16 protein-coding genes are annotated in these 20,275 nt (G+C 68.8%); 1 reads left to right on the top strand and 15 read right to left on the bottom strand.

The features are described 5' to 3' along the window. Nucleotides 1-18: 18 nt before the first annotated feature. The 15 genes from G6O69_RS14730 to rplU all read right to left on the bottom strand — a co-directional run bounded on the left by G6O69_RS14730 (nt 19) and on the right by rplU (nt 18,683). The gene (locus tag G6O69_RS14730; RefSeq protein WP_172304136.1) at nt 19-642 is read right to left on the bottom strand and encodes a polysaccharide biosynthesis/export family protein; all 624 of its coding nucleotides are present in this window, start codon (nt 640-642) and stop codon (nt 19-21) included. Continuing rightward, the gene (locus tag G6O69_RS14725; RefSeq protein WP_172304135.1) at nt 642-2,030 is read right to left on the bottom strand and encodes a hypothetical protein; all 1,389 of its coding nucleotides are present in this window, start codon (nt 2,028-2,030) and stop codon (nt 642-644) included. Before G6O69_RS14725 ends, G6O69_RS14730 begins: the two co-directional genes overlap by 1 nt. Nucleotides 2,031-2,083: 53 nt before the next feature. Next, entirely contained in the window at nt 2,084-2,833 is a 750-nt protein-coding gene (locus G6O69_RS14720; RefSeq protein ID WP_172304134.1) for a hypothetical protein, read from the bottom strand. Between the two features lie 148 nt (nt 2,834-2,981). Beyond that, nucleotides 2,982-4,958 (bottom strand): AgmX/PglI C-terminal domain-containing protein, encoded by a 1,977-nt coding sequence (locus G6O69_RS14715; protein ID WP_172304133.1) that lies wholly within the window; start codon nt 4,956-4,958, stop codon nt 2,982-2,984. 239 nt (nt 4,959-5,197) lie between these two features. Next, nucleotides 5,198-5,725, bottom strand: a complete 528-nt coding sequence (locus G6O69_RS14710) for a biopolymer transporter ExbD (protein ID WP_172304132.1) — start codon at nt 5,723-5,725, stop codon at nt 5,198-5,200. A gap of 61 nt (nt 5,726-5,786) precedes the next feature. Then, entirely contained in the window at nt 5,787-6,368 is a 582-nt protein-coding gene (locus G6O69_RS14705) for a biopolymer transporter ExbD (protein ID WP_172304131.1), read from the bottom strand. A gap of 143 nt (nt 6,369-6,511) precedes the next feature. After that, entirely contained in the window at nt 6,512-7,144 is a 633-nt protein-coding gene (locus G6O69_RS14700; protein ID WP_172304130.1) for a MotA/TolQ/ExbB proton channel family protein, read from the bottom strand. 126 nt (nt 7,145-7,270) lie between these two features. After that, nucleotides 7,271-7,543 (bottom strand): hypothetical protein, encoded by a 273-nt coding sequence (locus G6O69_RS14695; protein WP_176396835.1) that lies wholly within the window; start codon nt 7,541-7,543, stop codon nt 7,271-7,273. A gap of 533 nt (nt 7,544-8,076) precedes the next feature. Continuing rightward, complete coding sequence (locus G6O69_RS14690) at nt 8,077-9,417, bottom strand: tetratricopeptide repeat protein (protein ID WP_172304129.1); 1,341 nt, start codon at nt 9,415-9,417, stop codon at nt 8,077-8,079. Further along, on the bottom strand, nt 9,414-12,986 hold the full coding sequence (locus G6O69_RS14685; protein WP_172304128.1) for a tetratricopeptide repeat protein: 3,573 nt from the start codon (nt 12,984-12,986) through the stop codon (nt 9,414-9,416). The genes G6O69_RS14690 and G6O69_RS14685 overlap by 4 nt, the downstream gene beginning before the upstream one ends. Beyond that, nucleotides 12,983-15,409 carry a tetratricopeptide repeat protein gene (locus G6O69_RS14680; RefSeq protein ID WP_172304127.1) on the bottom strand — a complete coding sequence of 809 codons (2,427 nt, stop codon included), beginning with the start codon at nt 15,407-15,409 and terminating at the stop codon, nt 12,983-12,985. Before G6O69_RS14680 ends, G6O69_RS14685 begins: the two co-directional genes overlap by 4 nt. A gap of 5 nt (nt 15,410-15,414) precedes the next feature. Then, nucleotides 15,415-16,365: a hypothetical protein gene (locus G6O69_RS14675; protein WP_172304126.1), complete on the bottom strand. Its 951-nt coding sequence runs from the start codon at nt 16,363-16,365 to the stop codon at nt 15,415-15,417. A 233-nt stretch (nt 16,366-16,598) separates the two neighbouring features. Further along, entirely contained in the window at nt 16,599-17,969 is a 1,371-nt protein-coding gene (locus tag G6O69_RS14670; RefSeq protein WP_172304125.1) for a GTPase Obg, read from the bottom strand. Between the two features lie 90 nt (nt 17,970-18,059). Further along, entirely contained in the window at nt 18,060-18,344 is a 285-nt protein-coding gene (gene rpmA / locus G6O69_RS14665) for a 50S ribosomal protein L27 (protein ID WP_172304124.1), read from the bottom strand. 21 nt (nt 18,345-18,365) lie between these two features. Next, complete coding sequence (gene rplU, locus G6O69_RS14660) at nt 18,366-18,683, bottom strand: 50S ribosomal protein L21 (RefSeq protein WP_172304123.1); 318 nt, start codon at nt 18,681-18,683, stop codon at nt 18,366-18,368. Between the two features lie 246 nt (nt 18,684-18,929). Between rplU and G6O69_RS14655 the strand changes: the two genes are divergently transcribed. Further along, the gene (locus tag G6O69_RS14655) at nt 18,930-19,973 is read left to right on the top strand and encodes a lytic transglycosylase domain-containing protein (RefSeq protein ID WP_172304122.1); all 1,044 of its coding nucleotides are present in this window, start codon (nt 18,930-18,932) and stop codon (nt 19,971-19,973) included. The last annotated feature ends 302 nt before the right edge of the window (nt 19,974-20,275 follow it).

The raw sequence follows: 20,275 nt of genomic DNA, 5'->3' as shown, positions 1-20,275 counted from the left end.
ACGATCGAAAGCGCTCGCTCAGATCGGGCTCTCGGGCACGAAGATGATGTCCCCGGGCTGAAGCAGGATGTCCGGCTCGCGCCCGTCGGTGATCGCCTTGACCGAGACCTCGAAGGTCTCGGGGCCGCTCGCGGTCTTGCGCGTCAGTCGAACCCGGCGCACCCGGGCGACGTCCGTGGTCCCGCCGGCGTCGGAGATCGCCTGGACCAAGGTGAGCTCCTCGATGAAGGCGAAGGTCCCCGGGGAGACGACCTCGCCGAGCACGCTGATCTCGAGGTTCTCGCGCTCGAGCAAGACCACGGTCACCTGGGGGTCGCGCAAGAAGCCGTCGCCGAGGAGCTGCTCGAGGTGCGAGGCGAGCTCGGCTTGGGTCTTGCCCGTGACGACCACGGTGCCGAGCAGCGGGAAGTTGATCGTGCCGTTCTCCTGGACCTGAAAGTTGCCGCCGACGTCGGGCTCGCCGAAGACCCGGACCTCGAAGCTGTCACCAGAGCGCAGCCCGGAGGTCAGCTCGACGGGCTGCGCCGGGGGGATCAGGCTGTGGTCCGGCTCGAAGCAGGCCAGCGGCGCGACGCAGCACAGCGCGAGCGCCAGCGTCATCGCTACACCGGCGCCGATGCCTGTGCCGGTCTCGGAGGGCATCAGTACCTCACGGCGCCAAAGGCCATCAGCAGGTGGCGGGAGAACTGGCCCGGCTGACTGAAGCCGTTGGAGTAGGTCACCGAGAAGTCGGTGAGGTCGGCCGCGACGGCGTAGCGCGCCCCGACCACGAAGTACTTGCCCAGGGCCTGCTCGATCTGGAGCTTGAAGCTGACCAGGGTGTCCTTGCGGATGAAGCCCGGCGCGTTCTCGTAGCCGAGGATGTCCTGGGTGTCCTGGCCGGGGATCGGCAGGCCGGCGTAGCGCCTGGCGTAGACGCCCAGCCCGCCCTCGATGCGCATGTTCCAGTTGAACACGTGGAAGGCCGCGATCGAGCCGCCGGTGTCGTTGAAGTAGTTGCCCCACAGCGAGTCGTGGAAGGTCCGGCTCAGGCGCACGGACAGCTGCGTGCGCGGGCTCGGGAACCAGCCCACGCCGACGTGGCCGATGAACTTCTCGTGGTTGGGGCCGTTGCTGTCCTGCTTGTAGAGGCCCCAGCCCCAGCCGGCGAAGGCGTCGAGCACGACCTTTTGACCGAGCTGGCCGACGAAGCCCCCGAGCAGGCGGTGGGCCTGGGAGTCCTCGTTGCGCCCGGTCCCGACCTCGGTGCAGCAAAAGTAGTAGGTGTGGTGAAACTGATAGCGCACGACCAGCGCCGTGCGATCCCGGAAGCGATACTTGGTCTCGGTCTCGAGCCCGTTGACCATGCGGTTGCTGGTCCGCGCGTAGTCGGCGTTTTGGAACGCCAGGATCTCGTTGCGGTAGCCGGCCTCGAGGGAGAAGCGCCCGCCGCTGGGCCGCAGGATGAAGCGCAGCGCGCCCGAGTGGTCGATGCGGTTGAAGTTGTAGCTGCGCCCGGCTTCGAAGTTGGTCGGCTCGGCGAGGCGGTAGAAGTCCTCCTCGAAGGCCACGGAGAAGCGCCGCCCGGGGGCGAACATCGTGCGCAGGTTGGCGCCGACGTTGAACTTGCTCGCCTGCCAGACCGTGGGCTGACCGCTCATGTAGGCCCGCCAGCCCGCGAGCACCTGGAGGTTGTAATCGACCTTGCGGCGGTCGGCATCGGGCGGGAGCTTGGGCGGGCTGTCGAGCACGCCGCCGCGCAGCGCCCGGTTGCCGATCGAGATCCAGGCCGAAGGCAGCGCATAGGCGGCGCGCCGCGGCGGGCGATCCTTGGGCTCCGAGAACACGTTGGAGTCGAAGCCGATCGCCAGCGCGGCGCCGCCGTGGAAGACCGAGTTCTTGCCGAAGCGCTTGCCCGGACCCGGGGCGACGTAGGGCACCTGGGTCGCGGGGTTGCCGGGGCTACCGCTCGGCGACTCCGCCCGCGCGCGGCCTGGGCACAGGGCCAGCGCGAGGATCGAAAATAGGAGCAGCGCGATCGGCTTCGACACGCGACGCCTCGCCCGGGCGCAGCACGCCCCGCTCTTCATCGCGCGCGGGAGCCTCACTCGATGGGGCTCGCGGCCGGCGGCCAACCGCGGTCGACCGGCGGAGGCACCGGGCTGTGGCCGAGACCGGCCGTGGGGTTTTGCATGGGCCCAGCCTGCTCTTCGTAGTCGCGACGGGTGACGTCGATCTCCTCTTCGGGTCCCTCTCGACCCGAGCAAGACTTGGCCTCTCGGACCAGCTTCTCCAGGCGCAAGGCCGCGGCGTCGAGCTTCTCGACGGCGAACTGGCGGGCCTGGTCGCTGGTGTTGACGTCGCGGATGACCAGCAGCTCGCCGGTGCCCAGGTCCATGACGTCGTTGCCCTTGTCTTGCTTGTCGAGCACGCAGGTAGCGCGCACGAGGTCCTCTTCGGCGCGCGCGTCGACGGCGAGCTCACCGAGCTCGGCCATGGACGCCTCCATCTTGCTGCGCAGGCCGCTGGCGCTGCTCGGCAGCGCGCCGGGCAGCTCGCTCGCGGGCGGGGCCACGAAGGGCTCGCGCTCACCGAGGGCGCCATCGACATCGCTCGAGCTGGCCACGGGGTCGACGGAGCCGAGCCCCCCGCCCTCGGGTGTGCCGGCCTCCGCCGCGCTGGCCTCGGCGCCATCGCCAGCGTCTGCGGCCTCCCCAGCCTCGGGCGAGCTGTCCGCGGCCGGCGGGCCGCCCCAGACCGTGCCAGCGAGGCCAAGCCCAGCGATCAACGCCAGCGACGCCGCCAGCTTGGTCGTGCTGGAGCGAAGCGATCGGGTGTTCTTGGGGTCACGCATGGGGTCCTCCGGTGGTCAATGGCATCCGAGTCCGGATCCTTTGCGGGAACTCGAAAAATGCCGGCCTTTGACGAGCTTGCCTCGCAGGGTGTCAGAGATCCAGTCGCGCCATCGGCGCATGGGTCCAGAAGAGCTCAATTCACGGGACTCAAGAGGAGAAGTTGACCGAGAAGCTGACCTCGGCCGACTCCTCGGCGTCGCGGTCGACCAAGAAGCGCCAGCCCTTGATCTTGGCCACTGCACAAGACTTCACCCTGGCGTCGTTGATCGTGTCGACCTCGACGTCGACCTTGCTGACCCGGCCCGAGGTGTTGATCGTGATCGTGAAGCTCATCTTGCCCTTGAGCCCATCGTTGGTGCTCAGGGCCTTCTCGTAGCAGGCCTGGAGGCCCGGCATGCGCCGCTGGATCGTCGCCGCCACGGCCTTCTTGTCGGCACCAAAGACGTCGCCGGTGCTCCCGCTGGCCTTGCCCTTGACCTTGCGCTCCTTCTTCTCGGTCTTGCCGACCTCGGCCGGGCCCTCGCCGGTCTGCAGGGCCTCGTTCTTGGTCAGCGTGCCGGTCGACTCGATCCCGCCGCCGCCGGCCACGAAGTCGCCGATCTCGCCGCCGCGGTACTCCTCGGTCGAGGTCATGCCCTGAGCAAAGAGCTCGCCGAGGTTGTTCTCCGTCGACTCGATGACGTCGAGGACGGTGCCCTCACCGGGGCCGCCGTAGGTACCGAGCACCCGGGCCACGCCCACGCCGCGAGCCTCGCGGAAGGCCTTGTCGGACACGTTCTTGGGCTTCTCGAGGTTCTCGTCGAGCTGCCGCTCCTCCTTGGCGTCCTCTTTGAGGTCCTCGTCCTTCTGCTCGAGGGTGTCCTCCTGCTCCTCCTCCTCGATCTCGGGCTCCTCCTTCTCCTCCTCGTAGAAGGAGGCGGGGATGCCCATCTCTTTCAAGAAGCGCTCGGCCGGGGGCGCGGGGGTGCGGTCGGCCACGAACACGAACCAAATTGCGAGCAGGCCAGCGATGCCCGCGGACGCGCCGATCGCCGCGAGGTCGAGGCCCGTCAGCCGCAGGTGGGCGAAGGGATCGGCGAGCTCGCTGGGGAAGACCGGAACCTTGACCGGGCGCGCCGGCTTGACGGTCTTGAACACGATCCGGGTCTGGCCGATGAGCAGCCGGCCCCTGGCGGCCTTGCCCAGCTTGACCCGCAGGTCGCCATCGGGCTGGCCCGCGCGCTTGCGCAAGGACGCGACCGAGGCCTTGTTCTTGCCCAGCGCGACCTTGCCCCGGGTCTCGGGGGGGAGCACGAGGTAGTAGCTGCCCTCGTCCCCGGCCCACTCGAAGAGCTTGTGGTGGCTCGGCGCGTGGCCGCCCTTGGGCTTGCGCTTGCGCGGCTTGGGCGGCTGCTCGCGCAGGCCCATCACGCCGATCACCCCCGGCACCAGGCCGAGCAGCATCAACGCCAGGCCGAGGCCACCGGTGCCCTCATCCTCGCCCTGCTTGAAGGCCGAGAGGTCACCGCGGGAGGCCTCGGTGATCGGGGCGTTGGGGTCGTGCTTCGAAACCTCGTAGCCAAAGAGCCCGCCGCCGCCGATGACTAGCACCGCGCCGAGGCCCAGCCACAGCGGCGCGCGCTTGCGGTAGTCCTTGGGCGTGAGGTGGCCGTCGTAGATCGTCAGCGCCTGCTTGCGCTTGCGCCGACGGCCGCGAAGCATGCTCGTGCCGGTGACCAGCGGGACCACGCCGAGCAGCGCCACGGCCAGCGCGATCGTGCTCGTGTTGTCCTTCTCGGGCGCGCCTTCGCCCTCGGCCGCTCCATCGCCGGCCGAGGCCTCGCTGGTCGGGCCCTCGAGCACGGCGTTCTCCGACACGTGCTCGCCGACCTCGGCGGCGAACCACCCGCCCGCGGCGATGATCATCAGCAGGCCGACGAGGATCAGCGCCAGGGGAGTGCTCGCGTCCTTGCCCTCCGCCGCCGCCCCATACTCGAGGGGCGTGCTCGGTCCGATACCGAGGCCCGTCTGCGCACCGCGGACAATCTCGATATCGCCCGGCTCGCTCTGGTGGAGCTCCTCGCAGGACTCCCCGTCTACGATGACGGCAACGCGGAGGACCTTCTGCTTCCCTGGGGCGGACATTTGGCGCTAGTTTTCTCGGCTTTCGGAGCTTTCGGCGCTAGCTAGCACGGTGGCCGAGACCACTCGAGGCCGATCATAGCAGTCCCTTGGAAGGTCCCCAAACGACGCGCACTCGGCACGTAGCGACGTTCTTTGAATGTCCACTGCCCGCCGATCCTTTCAGGTAGTTCAGGGCGCCACCAAAAGAAGAAGCCCGACAGCGCATCCTGCGCTGTCGGGCTCGTTGCACAAGCGCGAGCTCAGCCCTTCTGAATGATGCAGAAGGAGTACTCGGAGTAGTTCAGGCGGCCAGCCGTGTACATCACGTCGACGATGGCCGAGAACTTCAGCGCCTCGTCACCGATGAGGATGATGTGGCCGACCCACTCCTCGCCGCGATCCTCGAACACGGCCTTGGACTTCTCCGTCTCCTCCTCGAGCTTCTCGTAGAGGGGCGTGATCACGTGGCCCTGGACCACGTTGGCGTCGAACTCACCCTCCTTGAGGGTGGCGAGCTGCTCTTCGTTGAAGATCAGCTCGCGCGAGGACACGTAGATCGCGACGCCTTCCTTGATGGGTGCATCCATCTTGGACATCGGGATCTTTTGCTCGGCGATCGGCGTGATGAGCACCGGGTCGCTGGCGTAAGATTTGAGCAGGTAGACAACGATGATGGAGACGATGTCCATCAGCGAGGTCATGCCGAGGTTGGCTTCCTCGGGCGCCTGGTCGCGGCGCTTGGCTCGCTTGATTTCCTTCTTGATCTGGAAGAGCTCGTCGGGAGTCATGATCTCGCTCCTTGCTACGGCTGAGGACGGCTAGAACGCGCGGGGTTCCCAGCTGGCGGGATCAGCCCGCACCAGCTTCGACGATGGGCTGGAAGAACAGGCATTCCTCGGGGAACTCCTCGCCCTCACCGATGGAGAGCAGCTTGCACTCGGTCCCGCGGACCGCGTCCATGGTGCTGATCACCACCTGCATCGGAATGGTGTTCTCGGCGCTGATCGTGACGACCGTCTCGTGCTTGTACTTCGACTTCAGCTCTTTGGCCTTGGCCTCGAGCTTGGCGTAGTCATAGCGCTCGTAGTCGTCCTCCGGCGCGCTCGGATTGGCCAGGGGAATCGTCGGCTTGCTGCTGTCCTGCTCCTGGCCAGCCTCGGCGCCCTCTTGCTGGGCAGCGGTGCTGATCCGGAAGCCGTCCTCGAGGATGTTGACCTTGAACTTCAAGGGCTTCTCCTCTTTCTTCTCCTCCTCCTTCTTGTCGGAGGGCGCAGCGGCGAACTTGGGGGGAGAGACGGCGACAGCCGCCATGCTCGCAACCTCCATGGCCAGCAGAAGCGCTGGGATGAGCAGGAACATGATGTTCATGACGGGAAGCACGTTGGCTTCCTCGACCGCAATTTCATTCTTCTTCCTGTATCGCTTGCCCATGACGGTCCTCTATCTGGTCCTCGATTCTAGAGTTCGAGGTGCGAGCCTGGTGCCTGTGCCGTGAATCGGGAAGGTCCCGATGAAGGGCCGCGAGAGACGATCTCTCCCGCGGCCCGGGGGCCACGCAGCACTCGGGCCTAGTTTCAGCTGTGGCGCACGCGAGCGGCGAGCAGGTTCTCGAGCTTGACCGAGTAGAGCTCGACCTCGTCAGAGATCTTCTTGGACAGGTTCGAGATGAAGATGTGCGAGGCCAACAGCGGGATGGCGATCATCAGACCGAAACCGGTCGTGTTCATCGCGATACCGATACCGCGAGCCAGAGCGGTGGAGCGCTGGTCAGCGGGGGCGTCGGCGACGGCCGCGAACGCGTCCAACATGCCGAAGATGGTGCCGAGAAGGCCCAGCAGGGTGGCGATGTTGGCGATGGCGGCGATCATGGCCACGCGCTTGTTGATGGCGGGGCCAACCTCGAGCATCGACTCTTCGATGGCGGCCGAGATGTCGGCCTCGCTCTTGTTGGCGCGGGTCAGGCCAGCCTTGACCACGCGAGCGAGCGCGGCCTTGTCGGCGGCGTTGCAGAGCTTGATGGCGCGATCGATGTTGTTCGCCATCACCAGCTTCTGAATCTGGTTGAAGAACTGCTGTCCGTTAATGTTGAAACGGAAGAACAAAAAGATGAAGCGCTCGACCATGACGGCGAGGCCGAGGATTGCGCAAAGAGCGATGGCGTGCATGAACAGACCACCGTTTGCGTAGAACGTTGCAAAATCACCCATGACCGGTGTCCTCCTGAGGGCTGGCTTGTTGCCCGAGTGCTGCTGTGGTGCCCGAGGTGGGCAGGTTGTCGAACTGCGTGGTTCTTGTTTGCGGCAAAGGCGCTGGCTGCGCCTCAGACCTAGGTATTAGAACAGAGGATCTTGTACGGACTCAAGTACGAGCGGCGCGAATTTCGCGTCGAGACGAGCCCAGTCGTAGTCGAGGCTTGCTCGCTTGAAGACGAAGAAGGCGCTTGGCTTCTCGAGCTTGCCCTCGACGAGAAATTCGTCGTCCAGGGAGATCCGCTTGGAGCCGCCCGCGCTCGACGAGGCAGAACCGGACCCGGTCCCATCCTCGGAGCTGGAGGGGCTCGCTTCCGGTGTCGGATCCTGTGCGAGAGCCCAACAAGGAAGCAGCATCGTAGACAAAACGCTAGCCACTGCCAAGACCGAAAAAGCGAGCTTTCGTATCAACACCTGCGCCTCACACGTCCTGTGTCGCGCCGAAGCTGTTCCCTACACTGCGTGGGGATCTCGGCGCGAACACCGATCTGCACCGCTGTATCGTGAACACCCGCGCAAGCCACCGGGTGCAATCCGTGGCCGCGGCTCGGGGATCGCCGGTCGGCGCGGCCACCTTCGTGGGCACGACATCCGACAAGTTCCCAAAATTCGAGCATTCCTTGCTTCTCGCGGCCATCCAGCCCCTGCTTCGGGGCTCGCGCGCTGTCTTCGAGGCCCATCGCGCGTTCAACGGGCTCAAAACACCGTCGTGTGGGCTGGCGCATATTAGATCGGAGAACGGGTGCAGCGATAGTCTCTAGTGAACATCGCGAGTCACGTTTGTGACTCGCCAGGCGCGAGTCGCTCACCTCTACCGACTTCTGGACGCTGACTCGCATCTGCCGGCTGGACCGAACGGCTACCATTCCTCGAAGATCTGACTTAGCAGCTCAACCGCCGGGTTTTTGAGGCTTTGGCTTTTGAGGCTGCTGAGGCTTGGGCTGCTGCGGTTTTGGCTGCTGCGGCTGTTGCGGTTGTTGATCAGGCGCCGGCTGCTCGGGCGCGGGCTGCTCGGCCTCGGGTGACTGCGGCTGCTCCGGGGCGGGATCGCCTCCCTCGTCCGGCTGCGCGTCACCCTCACCTGACTGCTCGTCATCCGACTCGGCCTCCGCCTCTTCCTGCCGCTGCTTGCGACGCTGCTCGCGCTCGAGGCGACGCTTGGCCGACTCGATGCCCTTGTTGGCGGCCTTGATGTAGAGGTCGGCCTGCGCCCCGGAGACCAGCTCGTTGCCCATGGCGTCCGTGGGTCCGCGCTTGTTGGCGCTGCGCTCGACGGTGCTCTTGCCCTGGCCGACGAGGGTCTTGTAGCGCTCGAGCTCGTCGATCGCGGCCTCGAGCCGGGCGATCTCGTCGAGGCTGCCGACCTGCTCGGCGTCGAGGTAGAGCACGCCGAGGTTGAAGTGGATCTCGGCCCAGTCGGGGCGCTCCTTGGCGACCTTCTCGAACTCGCCGACGGCCTCACTGACCTTGCCGTTGGCCCGCAGCGCCGTGCCGTAGTTGAACCGGGCCTCGATGAATTTGTCGTCGAGGTCGATCGCGTACTCGAAGCAGGACTCGGCCGTGGCCGGATCCCCGCGCCACATGTACTGGACGCCGAGGTTGTTCCAGGCCGTGGCGTTGTGCTCGTCGGTCTCGGCCGCGCTCTTGAAGGCCTTGAAGGCCTCGCCGCGCGAGCCGGCCTGGAGGTAGGCGAAGGCCATGAGGTTGTAGGCCTGGGACTTCTCTTCGGGGCTGAGGACCTTGGCGTCGACCTTGAGGATCGACGAGGCGACCGACTGCACGAGCTCGTGCTTGCCCTGCTTGTAGAAAGCCTCGGCGATCACCAGCATGGCCTCGACGTTCTGCTCGTGCTCGCGCAGGGCCTTGCGAGCCTCCTCGATGGCCTTGTCGCTCTGGCCGCCGCGCAGCAGCTGGCGGGCCGTGGCGCTGGCCTGGCGCGAGCGCGCCATCTTGGCCTTCTCTTGGTTGGGGTCGCGGTCCTGGGGCGTGGCGATCGCCGGCTTCGCGGCGGTCTCGGCCGGCTCGGCCGTCGCGGTCTTGCCCGCCCTGCCCTCCCCCGCGTTGCCCTCGCGCTCCTCCGCCCGGGTGTCGGCGACGCGCGCCTCCGGCGGGAGCTCGATCTCTTCGGGGGCGGAGGTCCCCGCCCCGCCCTTGGCGCAGCCAGCGAGCGCGAGCGTGAGCAGCAACGCGTGGAGCGTCGCGGCGGGTGCGGATGCGGGCACAGACTTCATCGGCGGTCCTCTAGCTCGAGGCTCAGGGCGGGGTCGCGGAGCAGCGGGTATTCGTCGGCCTTGTAGACGTGCAGGCGCTCGAGGGCGCGCGAGGTCCAGGCGTTGGAGATCCTGTACTCCTTGCCCCGCTTGACGCACTCCTCGTAGAGCCCGATCGCCTTTTGGATGAAGGGCTCCATCTGCTCGGCCACGGTGATCTGGTAGGCGTAGTAGGCCTCGCTGCCCTCGCGCAGCTGCGAGGGCACGGGCGCCTCGATCACCTTGTTGGCGGTGTTCTCGAACGCGTAGCCGCGGCGGAACATGGCCGCGAGCACCCAGTCCACGGAGCGGTAGGCGAACACCGCGTCGTAGCCGGTGGTGACCTTGACCAGGGCGTCGAAGAGCTTCTTGGCCTCGCCCTCGAGCTTCTTGGAGCTGGTCGCCTTGAGCTTGAGCTTCATGGCGTCCTCGAGCGCGTACTCGGCGAGGATGAACTGGGCCTCGGCGGGCAGCGCCGCCGCGGGCGTGCCCTTTTGCAGGCCGCGGGCGTCGAACAGGTCGATGGCCGCCTGGAGCTCGCGCTCGGCGTCGCGCCGGCCCTTCTTTTGCTCGCGGTAGAGCTTGCCCAGGCGCAGGTGGGCCTCGACCTCGCGCACCGCCTGGCCCTCGGCCCCGGCGAAGCTCTTGAGGTACTTCTTGTAGGCCGCGATCGTCTTCTTGTCGCTGCCGGTCTTCTCGAGCACCTCGGCGGCGCGGTAGTAGGCCTCGGCCTTCTCCTCGTCCGAGCCGGCCGCGTCGGCGACTTGATAGTAGAGCTTGGCCGACTTGTCGTAGTTTTGCAGGCTGTCCTGGAGCGAGGCGGCGTTGCGCAGGGCCGTGAGCCGGTACTCGCTGTTGGCGTAGTCGGCCCCGGTAGCGAGCACCAGGTAGCTCTTCACGGCCTGCTCGAACTCGAAGAAGCGCGCGTGGTTGAAGCCCGTGCGCAGCAGCGCCTCGTCGGCGAACTCGCTGCACTTGTCGTCGGGCCCGAGCTTGGGCGAGTCGCAGGGCTTGTAGGTGGTGTAGATGCGCTCGTAGGTCTTGGTCGCGCTCTCGAAGCGGCCGATGTTCTCGTAGGCGACGGCGGCGTTGTTGAGCGCGTTGTCGGCGTTGGGGTCGTCGGGGGCCTGGTTGACCAGGGCGACGTAGCGGTCCGCGGCGGCCTCGTACTCTCCGGCCTCGAAGAGCATCGTCGCCTCCTGGAAGATCACCGCGTTGCCGATCGAGCGCAGCTTGCCGGCGAACTCGTTCTTCGCGTCGCCGGTGCCGCAGGCCTTGGACTCGAGCATCTCGACGGTCTTCGAGGTGTTCTCGAGGTCGCCCTGCACGGTGTAGCCGTCGAGGATCGCGTAGCCGGCGTTGATCGCCACGTCCTCGCCGCAGTGGCGATCCACGACGCGCTGGAAGCGATCCCGGGCCGCGGCGAAGCGATGGTGACGCTGGCTGATCTCGCCGGACTTGTACATGATCGTGGCCACGTCCTCGGCGTCGGGGACGAGCTCGGCGTACTTGTCGTAGGCGTCCTGGAGGGCCAGGGCCAGCGGCGAGATCTCGAGCGGCTCGTAGGGCCCCGCGTCGGGGTCCTTGGGCATGTCGGGCAGGCTGTAGTTGCCGGCGTCGGTCTCGAGCTCGGCGTAGCCCTCGAGGGCCGAGACCACGCCCGCCGCGGCGTCGCGCTGCAGGCGGTTGTCGAGGTTCGAGTCGCGGACGATCGCGAATTGCTTGGCGGCGTCGAGGTACTGGTCCGAGTAGTAGAGCGAGTCCGCGTAGTTGTAGCGGTACTCGTAGGAGCTCGGCGTGTTCGGGAAGCGCTCGAGGTAGGCGGCGTAGGCCCGCGCGGCGATCTCGTACTCGGCCTTGGCCTCCGCCTCGCGGCCCTCGGCGCGCAGCGTCTGGGCCCGAGCCTGGTGGTCGACGGCGGTCGCGACCAGAGCGTCCTCGGCGAGCTTGAAGGCCTTCTCGATCGCGTCGGGGTCGCTCTCGTTGGCGTAGTACCAGGTCGTCCCGCGCAGGTAGTTGGTCGCCAGCGCGTCGCGGGCCGCGGTGACCTTTCGGTCCTCGCGCAGGGCCTTCCAGGCCGCGAGGATCTTGAATTGGATCTCCGGGGCCGCGGCGGCCAGCGGCCAGCGCGAGAGCGCGAGCTCGTAGATCTCGATCGCCCGCTCGAACTCGGTCTCGTAGGCGAGCAGGTCGGCGTAGGCCGCGTAGATCTCGGGCACGTGCGGCTCGGACTTGCGCTCGCCGTAGTCGGCCTCGAGGCGGCCGAGGCCGTAGGGGCGGTCGCGGCGGCCGTTCCCGTCCCAGTCGTCCTCGTTGTAGGTCTTGGCCAGCCAGCCGATCGCTTCCTCGCGGAAGTTGGGGATGTCGTCGTACTCCGGCGTGCCCTTGTAGGAGTCGAGGTAGCGGATGTACTCGTCGAGCTTGGCGACGGAGCCCACGAAGTCGCGCTTGAGGTAGAGGGTCAAGGCGATGCGGATCAGCGCCAGGGCGTAGAGGCTGCTGCCCGGCTCGCCGCGGGCGTTGGTGAACGCGGCCAGGGCCGGGTCGAGCTCGTTGACGTCGTAGTGGAGCTCGCCGACGCGCAGCCAGCTCTCGGCCAGGAAGCTGCTGCCCGCGCGCATCGGCGTGCAGCGCTCGTAGTCGCTGGCGCCCACGCTGCTCGAGGCCACGACGTTGCTGAAGTCCGCGGTCGGGACGGCGTAGCGGTTGGTGCAGACCAGCGCCAGGAAGGACTGGCGGCTCGCGTCGTAGTCCTCGCTCTCGTAGAGCAGCACGCCCATGCGGTAGAGCGCGGCGTCGTTGAGCCCGTAGTCGGGGAAGCGAGTCACGACCTGGCTGAGCAGCTCGATCGAGCGCTTGTAGTCCACCGTGGGCGCGGGCGGGGGATCCGGGACGTTGTCCTCGCCGGCCTCGCGGCGCGCGTCGAGGGCCAGGACCTGGTCTTGCCAGGCCTCCTCTTGCCGCTGGTAGCGCTCGAGCGAGCCGTCGAAGTGCAGCTCCGCGAGGCGGAACATGATCTCCGGGGTCCACGCGCCGTCGTCGGGATGCAGGCGCAGGAAGTCTTCGTAGCGGGTGATCGCCTTGCTGCGCAGCACCCGAGCCTGGGCCCGGTGCTCGCGGATCTGCGCCTCGTAGCTGTGCTCGAGCTCGCCGCGGCCGGTCTCGGCCTCGATGACCAGCTGATCCAAGAGCGTGTCCTCGGTGGCCTGGGCCGCCGACTCGAAGCGCTGGAAGATCTCCTCGAGCTCGTCGATGGCCTGAGCCTCCTCGGCGCTGCGGGGGCGCCGGGGCAGCGGGGCCTGGAGGCGGTTGGGGTTGCCCCCGCCCTCGACCACGCGGCCGACCCCCGAGCCGGGCTCGCCGGGCAGACCGAGCAGCTCGCCGGCGTCCCCGGTCGGCCGAGAGGCCCCCGCCGGCGCGGCGCTGGCCAGCAAGCTCGCGCTGGCCAGCAGGCTCGGCAGCACCACCGCGCGGGCCCACGACCTACGCCCACGCATGTCTTGGAGCCTGGCCGCGAGCATGTCTGCGAGCTTTCCTCCGGGCGTCTTCATTGCGCCTCCTCGAAGGTCTGGTCGAGGATCCGGTCGAGCTCGCGCATGTCTCGCTCGCGATGGGTCTCGAGCCGGCGGATCTCCTCGGCCTCGACCTCCTGGATCGCCCAGGCGACGTCGAGCAGGCCGACCTCGGAGCGCGTCACCAAGTTGGCGAGCTCGCCGACGACGTCGCGGTAGCTGGCTTGCATGACCTCACCGACGAGCTCGCGGGTCTCGCCCTTCTTGCCCTCGAGCTCGTCTTTGTAGGCGTCGAGGTTGATCCGCTCCTCGCGGAGGATCTGGATCGCCCGGCGCAGGCGTCGGCCGGCGGCGGCGTCGAGGCGCTCGCGGCCCTCGTCGACCCGGTCGTGCAGGCCGCGGGCGCGGTCCCAGACTTTGCGCGCGCCCGAGTCGGGCTTGGCCTCGAGCAGGGCCGAGAACGCGCGGTCGAGGAAGTTGGCGTAGGCGTCCACGGCGGCGCGCTGCGCCTCGGCCCAGGGATCGGAGAAGCGCATCGCGGTCTGCTCTTTTTCGACCTCGGCCTCGAGCGTGGCGACCTCGGCCTCGAGCGCGGCGACCTCGTCGCGCAGCTCGGCGGCCTGGTTGAGGAAGCCCTGACGATCGATGCGCTGATCCTCGCGGGTCTCGTCGTAGTAGCGCTCGGTCGCGATCAGCTGGGCGCGCAGGGCCTGGACCGTGAGGTCGAGCTGGTGGATCTCCTCGGCGCGCTCGCGCAGGTCGACGCTGACGTCGTCGCGCGAGCTGCCGTCGCCCAGGGGGTTGTCGACGCGCTCGCGCAGGGTCTTGCGCTGGGCCTCGATGTCGGCCAGCCCGGCCCCGCTCACGCCCCGGCGGGCGCGGAAGAGCAGCTGCTCCTCGAGGTCGAGCAGCTCGATGTCGAGGGCGTCGAGGGAGCTCAGGTGCGCGCCCAGATCTGTGAACAGGCGCGCGCGCTCGCGGGCGGCGACGGCCTCCTCCATGCGCGCGAGCAGGGCTCGGGTCTCGAAGAGCATGGCCTCGACCTCGCCGACCTCGTTGGCGAGGTCGACGGTCTGCGTGGCCCGAGGCAGGCTCTCGGCCACGCCCACGGCCTCGACGGGCATGACCGCGGCGAGCGAGAAGTGCTCGAGATCCTCGGCGGCGACGGCCGAGAAGTAGGTCGCGGCGTCGCCCTTGGTCTCGAGCGAGGCCCCGAGGCGCCTGGACAGGTCGTCGAACTCCCGGCGCAGGGCCAGGAACTCGCCCTCGGCCTCCTGCCAGCTGCGCATCTGGATCTTGACCTTGCCGCGCAGCTGCTTGATCTCCGGGACGATCGGGCTGTCGGGGTCGTAGACCAAGAGCAGGTCGAGGGCCTGGAGCGCGCGGTCGTAGGACCCGGCCGCGAGCAGCGTCCAGGCGGTCTCGTACATGGCCTCGGGGAAGAAGGGCGAGTCGCGGGAGATGCCGCGGTAGTAGCGGACGGCGAGCTCGGTCTCGCCTTGGTCGTGGTGGATGCGGGCGCGGGCCAGCATCGCGAGCTCGACGATCCGCTTGTCTCGCTCGCCCCGGGGGTAGGACTGGGTCAGGGCCGTGAACCGGGCCAGGGCGTCGTCGATCTCGCCCTCGGCCAGGGCCGCCGCGCCCGCGAGGTAGGCCGCGCGGACCCGCCACTGAGCCCCGATCCCGCCGGTGGACATCGGCACGTCGAGGGGCGAGACGCTGTCGAGCGAAAGGATCGCCTCGTCGTGGCGGCCCTGGAAGTAGAGCCAGCGCCCGTAGCTGTAGCGCAGATCGAGGTCGCGCTCGCCCCCGGGGATCGCCTCGACGGCCGCGGCCACGCGCAAGATCGCGGCCGCCTCGACCAGGCCCTCCGGCGGCTTGCTCTCGGTCTCCATGCCCAGGGACTCGAGGCGCGCGCGGACCTCCGGCGTGGCCGAGAGCCCCGGGCGCCGGGCGAAGCCGGGCTCGCGGCGCGGGACCGCGAGGTCGAAGAGCCGCGCCATGCTGCGCTGGTGAAAGCGCCGGCCGTCGTTGCTGCTGTCGAGCAGGTTGCCCTGGAAGCACTCGATCGCCCAGCGGTCCATCTCGAGCAGGGCCAGGGCCTCGCCCAGGAAGTAGAGCGCCTGGCTCGCGGCCTGGCTGTTGGGGTAGTTCTCGAGCACGTCGAGGAAGACGATCGCCGCGCCCTCGAGGTCTCGCTCGGCGAGCATCAGCTGGCCGGTGACCACGCGCTTGGCGAGCTCCTCCTCGCTCGCCTCGGGGTCGGCGTTGGCGGCCTTCTCGGCCGAGACCAGCACCGACTCGATGTCCGCGAGGCGCTCGACGGCGTCGTCGAGGGCGAAGCCCTCACCCTGGCGCGGCGAGGCGGCCGCGGCCGTCGCCGGGCGAAGCGAGGCGAGCGCGAGCAGGCCGGCCACGGACAGGCCGACGAGGCAGCGACGAGCTGGGGAGCGCGCGCGCATGGTGGTCAATCGCCGGCGGGCTTTTGCGCGGCGGGCTTTTGCGCGGCGGGCTTTTGCGCGGCGGGCTTTTGGGCTCCGGGCGTCTGGGCTCCAGGCGTCTGGGCAGCGGCCTCACCGGTCTTCTTGGCCGCGGGCTTTTGCTTGCGCTTGGACTTGGACTTGGACCCGCTCTTCTTGCTGGCCTTGCGCTGGCTCTGCGGCAGGGGCTTGCCCGAGGCGTCGAGGGGGATCTCCTGCCAGTCCACGGACGGCCGGTCCTTCATCTCGGTGCTCAGGTTGCCCTTCTCGAAGCCCGAGCTCATCAGCCGCAGGGCGCCGTTTTGCGGGGATGTGAAGTTGTGCGAGCTGCGGCTCTCGAAGGTGTAGCCGTTGAGATAGCTGAACACCCCGAAGCCCTGGCCCTGGTAGGTGAGCTCGACGGTGATCGTGTGCGGACCGGGGACGATGTTGCCGTCGAGGACGACGAGCTCGTCTTCTTTGTCGAGCGCGCCGCTGTCGTCGGTGCGCGCGTAGATCTGCGCGCCGTCGAGGATCACCGCGATCTTGGTCAGGCGAAACTGCGAGCCCATCAAGTTGCGGTGGACGATGATCAGCCGGCTGCCCGCGAGCACGCCCTGGAGCACGGTCTCCTTGAGCACCGAGAGCCTGGCCTTGGACCGGAAGATCCGCTCCTTGAGATCGTCGACCTCGACCTGCATGCCGTCGATGCGCGCGCCAAAGATCTCGGACTCGCGCGTGCTGCTGTCGACACCCTCGGGGGTCTCGGTGGTCTGGAACAGGCCGTCGTCACCGCTCTGATCCCCGCCCGAGGGCGCCGGCGGGGGCCCGCCCTGGGTCTCGCTCGGCGGGATCGCCTGGCCGGTGCTCGGGGGAGGGGGTGGCGGCGCGGCGGCAGCTTCGGCGCTCGACCAAAGCAGCGCGCAGACCAACATCAAGCTCGCGAGCAGCGACCACACCCCCGCTGGCCAAGCACGGGCTGCTACAGGGCTTCGACGGGCACGAGACACCCCGTTACGGTATCAGGGCCAATCGGTGCTGGCCAGCAACGAACAGCCCGCGCCAGCTCGGCGAGGGCGGGCGTTCAGTGGGTCGAAGGCCGCGCCTGGTGCCAGACGAGCTCGGCGTCGATTTTCGTGAAGGCGCGGGCGCGAGGGGTCATGTACAGACCCCGATCGACCCAGGCTTCGGTCTAGGTCTCGCCCTCGGTCTCGGTCCCCTCGGCCTCACCGGCTGCGGCCTGCGCCTCGACGCGACGGACGAGCTCGAGGCGACGCCACAGCGCCTCGAGCAAGGCATCCGTGCCCTCGCCGGTCACGGCGCAGACCGGGAAGAGCGGGATGTTGCGCTTGCGCAGCGCCCGGCGAGTCTGCTTGATCAGCTCCTCGCCCTCGGGCGTGTCGATCTTGTTGAGCGCGACCACCCGCGGGCGGTCGTCGAACATCGCGCCGTAGCGGCGCAGCTCGCCCTCGAGGGCCTCGAGGTCGGCGAGGGGCTCCCGGCCGGGGGTGGGGTCCGGCGCGAGCAGGTGCAAGAGCACCCGCGTGCGCTCGAGGTGGCGCAGGAATTCGTGGCCGAGACCGCGGCCCTCGCTGGCGCCATCGACGAGGCCCGGGACGTCGGCGACGACCATGGTCCGGTCGTCCGAGAGCCCGACGACCCCGAGCTGGGGGACCAGGGTCGTGAACGGGTAGGCGCCGATCTTGGGCCGCGCCCGTGAGATCGACGAGATCAGCGTGGACTTGCCGACGTTGGGGTAGCCGACGATGCCGACGTCGGCGAGGAGCTTGAGCTCGAGGCGCAGCCACATGGCCTCGCCATCGGTCCCGGGCTCGGCGCGGTCGGGGGAGCGGTTCGTCGACGACCGAAAGTGCACGTTGCCGCGGCCACCGCGGCCGCCCTGGGCGATCAGCAGGCGATCCCCGACGCTGTCGAGATCCCCCATGAGCTCGCCGCGGGCGTAGGTCGGCCGGGCGTCGCGCGCCGGCCGACGGTGCTCCGACATGCGCTTGCGCTGCGCCGCGCCGGAGATCGTCTCGCCTTGGGCCACGACCTCGGCCGGGGCCCCGGCCGAGAGCAGCGTCTCTTGCTCATCGCTGATCCCGGCCCCCTCGAGGCCGACCACGGGGCCCTGGTCCTCGACGACCCACACGTTCTCCATGCCCCCGGCCTCGGCCTCGCCCTCGTCCCCTGGCTCCCAGACGATGCCCTCGCCGGCCTCGTCGTCGAGCCAAGGCGGGCGCTCGCCGAGCTCCCCGGCCTCGCCCTCGTAGTAGATGGACGTGCCCACGGGGACCTTGATGAACAGATCCTCGCCGCCCTTGCCGTTCTTGCTCGCGCCCCCGCCGGGGCGGCCGGGCTCGGCGCGCAGGTGCTGGCGGAACTTGAGGTCGAGCAGGGTCGAGACCTGGTCGTCGGCGACCAGCCAGACGCTGCCTCCGTCGCCCCCGTCTCCCCCCGCTGGGCCACCCTTGGGTACGTGGGACTCGCGGCGCCAGGCCACGGCCCCGTCTCCGCCATCTCCGGCGCGGACTTGGATGCGGACGCGATCGATGAAGCGCATGTCTCGAAACTCGAAAGCCCTCTCGACCAAAATTTGGTCGGAGGGCGGTCGGAGGGTTGGTGTCTCGACGCTGGCGCCGAGGCTCGGCCGCTACTCGGCGGCTTCGGCGACGGGGGCGGGATCGACGGCCACGTAGGCCCGTCGCTGATCCTTGGCGCCGCGCTTGTGGAAGCGGACCACACCGTCGCGGGTGGCGTAGATCGTGAAATCACGACCCCGACCTGCACCCTCGCCGGCCCAGAAGCGGGAGCCGACCTGACGGACGATGATGTTGCCGGCCCGCACGAACTGGCCACCGAACTTCTTCACGCCGCGGAACTGGGCGTTGGAGTCGCGGCCGTTCTTGATTGAGCCCTGACCTTTTTTGTGTGCCATGTCGCTCTTCCCTTTCCTGCGTCAGGCGGAGATCCCGGTGATCTCGACCTCGGTGTAGGCCTGACGGTGGCCTTGCTTGCGCCGATACTGCTTGCGGCGGCGGAACTTGTACACGATCAGCTTGGGCCCGCGGCCATGGGCCTTGACGGTGCCGCTGACCTTGGCGCCCGCCACGAGGGGGGTGCCGACCTGGGCTTCGGCGCCGCTGCCGACGAGGAGGACCTCCTCGAACTCGACGTTGCCGCCGACGTCCGCGTCGAGCTTCTCGACGCGCAGCTTGTCGCCCACGACGACGCGGTACTGCTTGCCGCCGGTCTTGATGATGGCTTGATCGCTCACTGGCCTGACTATCCGTTCGACGATGCGCCCGTCTCGGCGGGGGACTCGACCCAGTCCCCGGGGCCACCGCGTGTGCGCGGGGGAGGCGAAGGATATGGATCTGTCGGCCTCGGTCAAGCCGAGAGTGGGTGAGCGATGACGTGGATCGAGGGCGCCCGCAGGGGCGGATCTCCTGGATCGCCGTTCAGTCGACGCCCGAATTGCGGATAAATTCACTCCCCTCCCACCTAGACCTACAGTGTACGCATGGCCCCCCGTGCGCGTCTTTTCCGCCCGCTCCTCATCGTTGCGTGCTCTTGCGTACTCGTCGCATCCGCAGGATGCGCGACAAGCGGAGCCCAACGAGTCGGGACCTCCACGGCCTCCGCCCCCACGAGCGCGAGCCGCGACACCGCCCTCGAGGCCTTCTCCGAGGGCGAGCGCGCGCGGATCTTGGCGGTTCAGGAGGTCGTCGACGGAGCCGCCGCCGAGCACGGCATCGACCCGAGCCTGCTCAACGCGATCATCTGGGTGGAGAGCCGCTTCAACCCCAAGGCCAAGTCTCCGGCCGGCGCCCGCGGGCTGATGCAGCTGATGCCCTCGACCGCCGCCTACCTCGCCAAGCGCATGGGAGAGCGCTCGGCCCGGGCCTACGACCCCGACTTCAACGTCCGCGCCGGCGCGCTCTACCTGTCCGAGATGATCGGGAAGTTCGGCGACGAGGCCTACGCCGTCGCCGCCTATCACGCTGGCCCCGGCAACGTCGCGCGCTGGCTCGAGAAGGGCGACGACTTCCCCGACTACTCCCAGGCCTACGTCGCCAAGGTCATGGACGCGCGCAGCCGCTTCGTGGGCGTCGACCAGCATGGGCGGGGGAGCAAAGCCCGCACGCTCCGCGCGGGCGCGCCCAGCAGCTCGGCCGCCAGCGCGGTTGCGAGCGAACCCGCGCCCGCGCCCGATCCCGAGCCGCTCGACGTCCCCGATCCCGCGTCCTTGCCCGACGCCGCCGAGATCCACGGCGTGCCCAGGGTCGTGCGTGAGGATCCCCGGACGAGCCCCACGCCTGCCGCCGCCTCGAGCACGCGCGGCGACGAGTACGAGGCTGTCTTCGAGCCTCACCCCGAGCTCGACATGCACCCGCAACAGACGCGGGAGCCGAGCCGCGAGCGCGCGCCCGTGCGCAGTCGGCCGGCGACTCGGGATCGGCCCGCGACCCAGGATCGGCCTGCGACCAAAGACAGGCCTGCGCCCAAAAAAGACGAGCCCGCCAAGGACGAGCCCGTCGGACTCGGCGTGCTCCCGGATCTCTAGCCATGAGCTGCTAGGCCCACCAGGCCGGGCCATGCCCCTGCCCGACCCCTCCGGCCACACGCTCGGCCCCCCTCGCTCCAGCGCCCCCGCGCAGGCGCCCCCGCGCCTCCGACGGGTGCTGGCACCGAGCGTCTCTCGGACACGAACATCAATGGCGCCGAAGTCGATGGCGCCGAAGTCGATGGCGCCGAAGTCGATGATCCCCACGGCCTCGACCTCGGCGCTCGCCTCGGGCGTCCACGGATCCCCTCGCTCGCCCGCGCCCCGCGTCGCTCGACCCGCCCTCGACTTTTTCTGCTTTC

This window comes from Pseudenhygromyxa sp. WMMC2535 (assembly GCF_011083025.2).
Note: the sequence above shows the minus strand (reverse complement) of the source record. Positions and strands in the feature narration are given on the sequence as shown.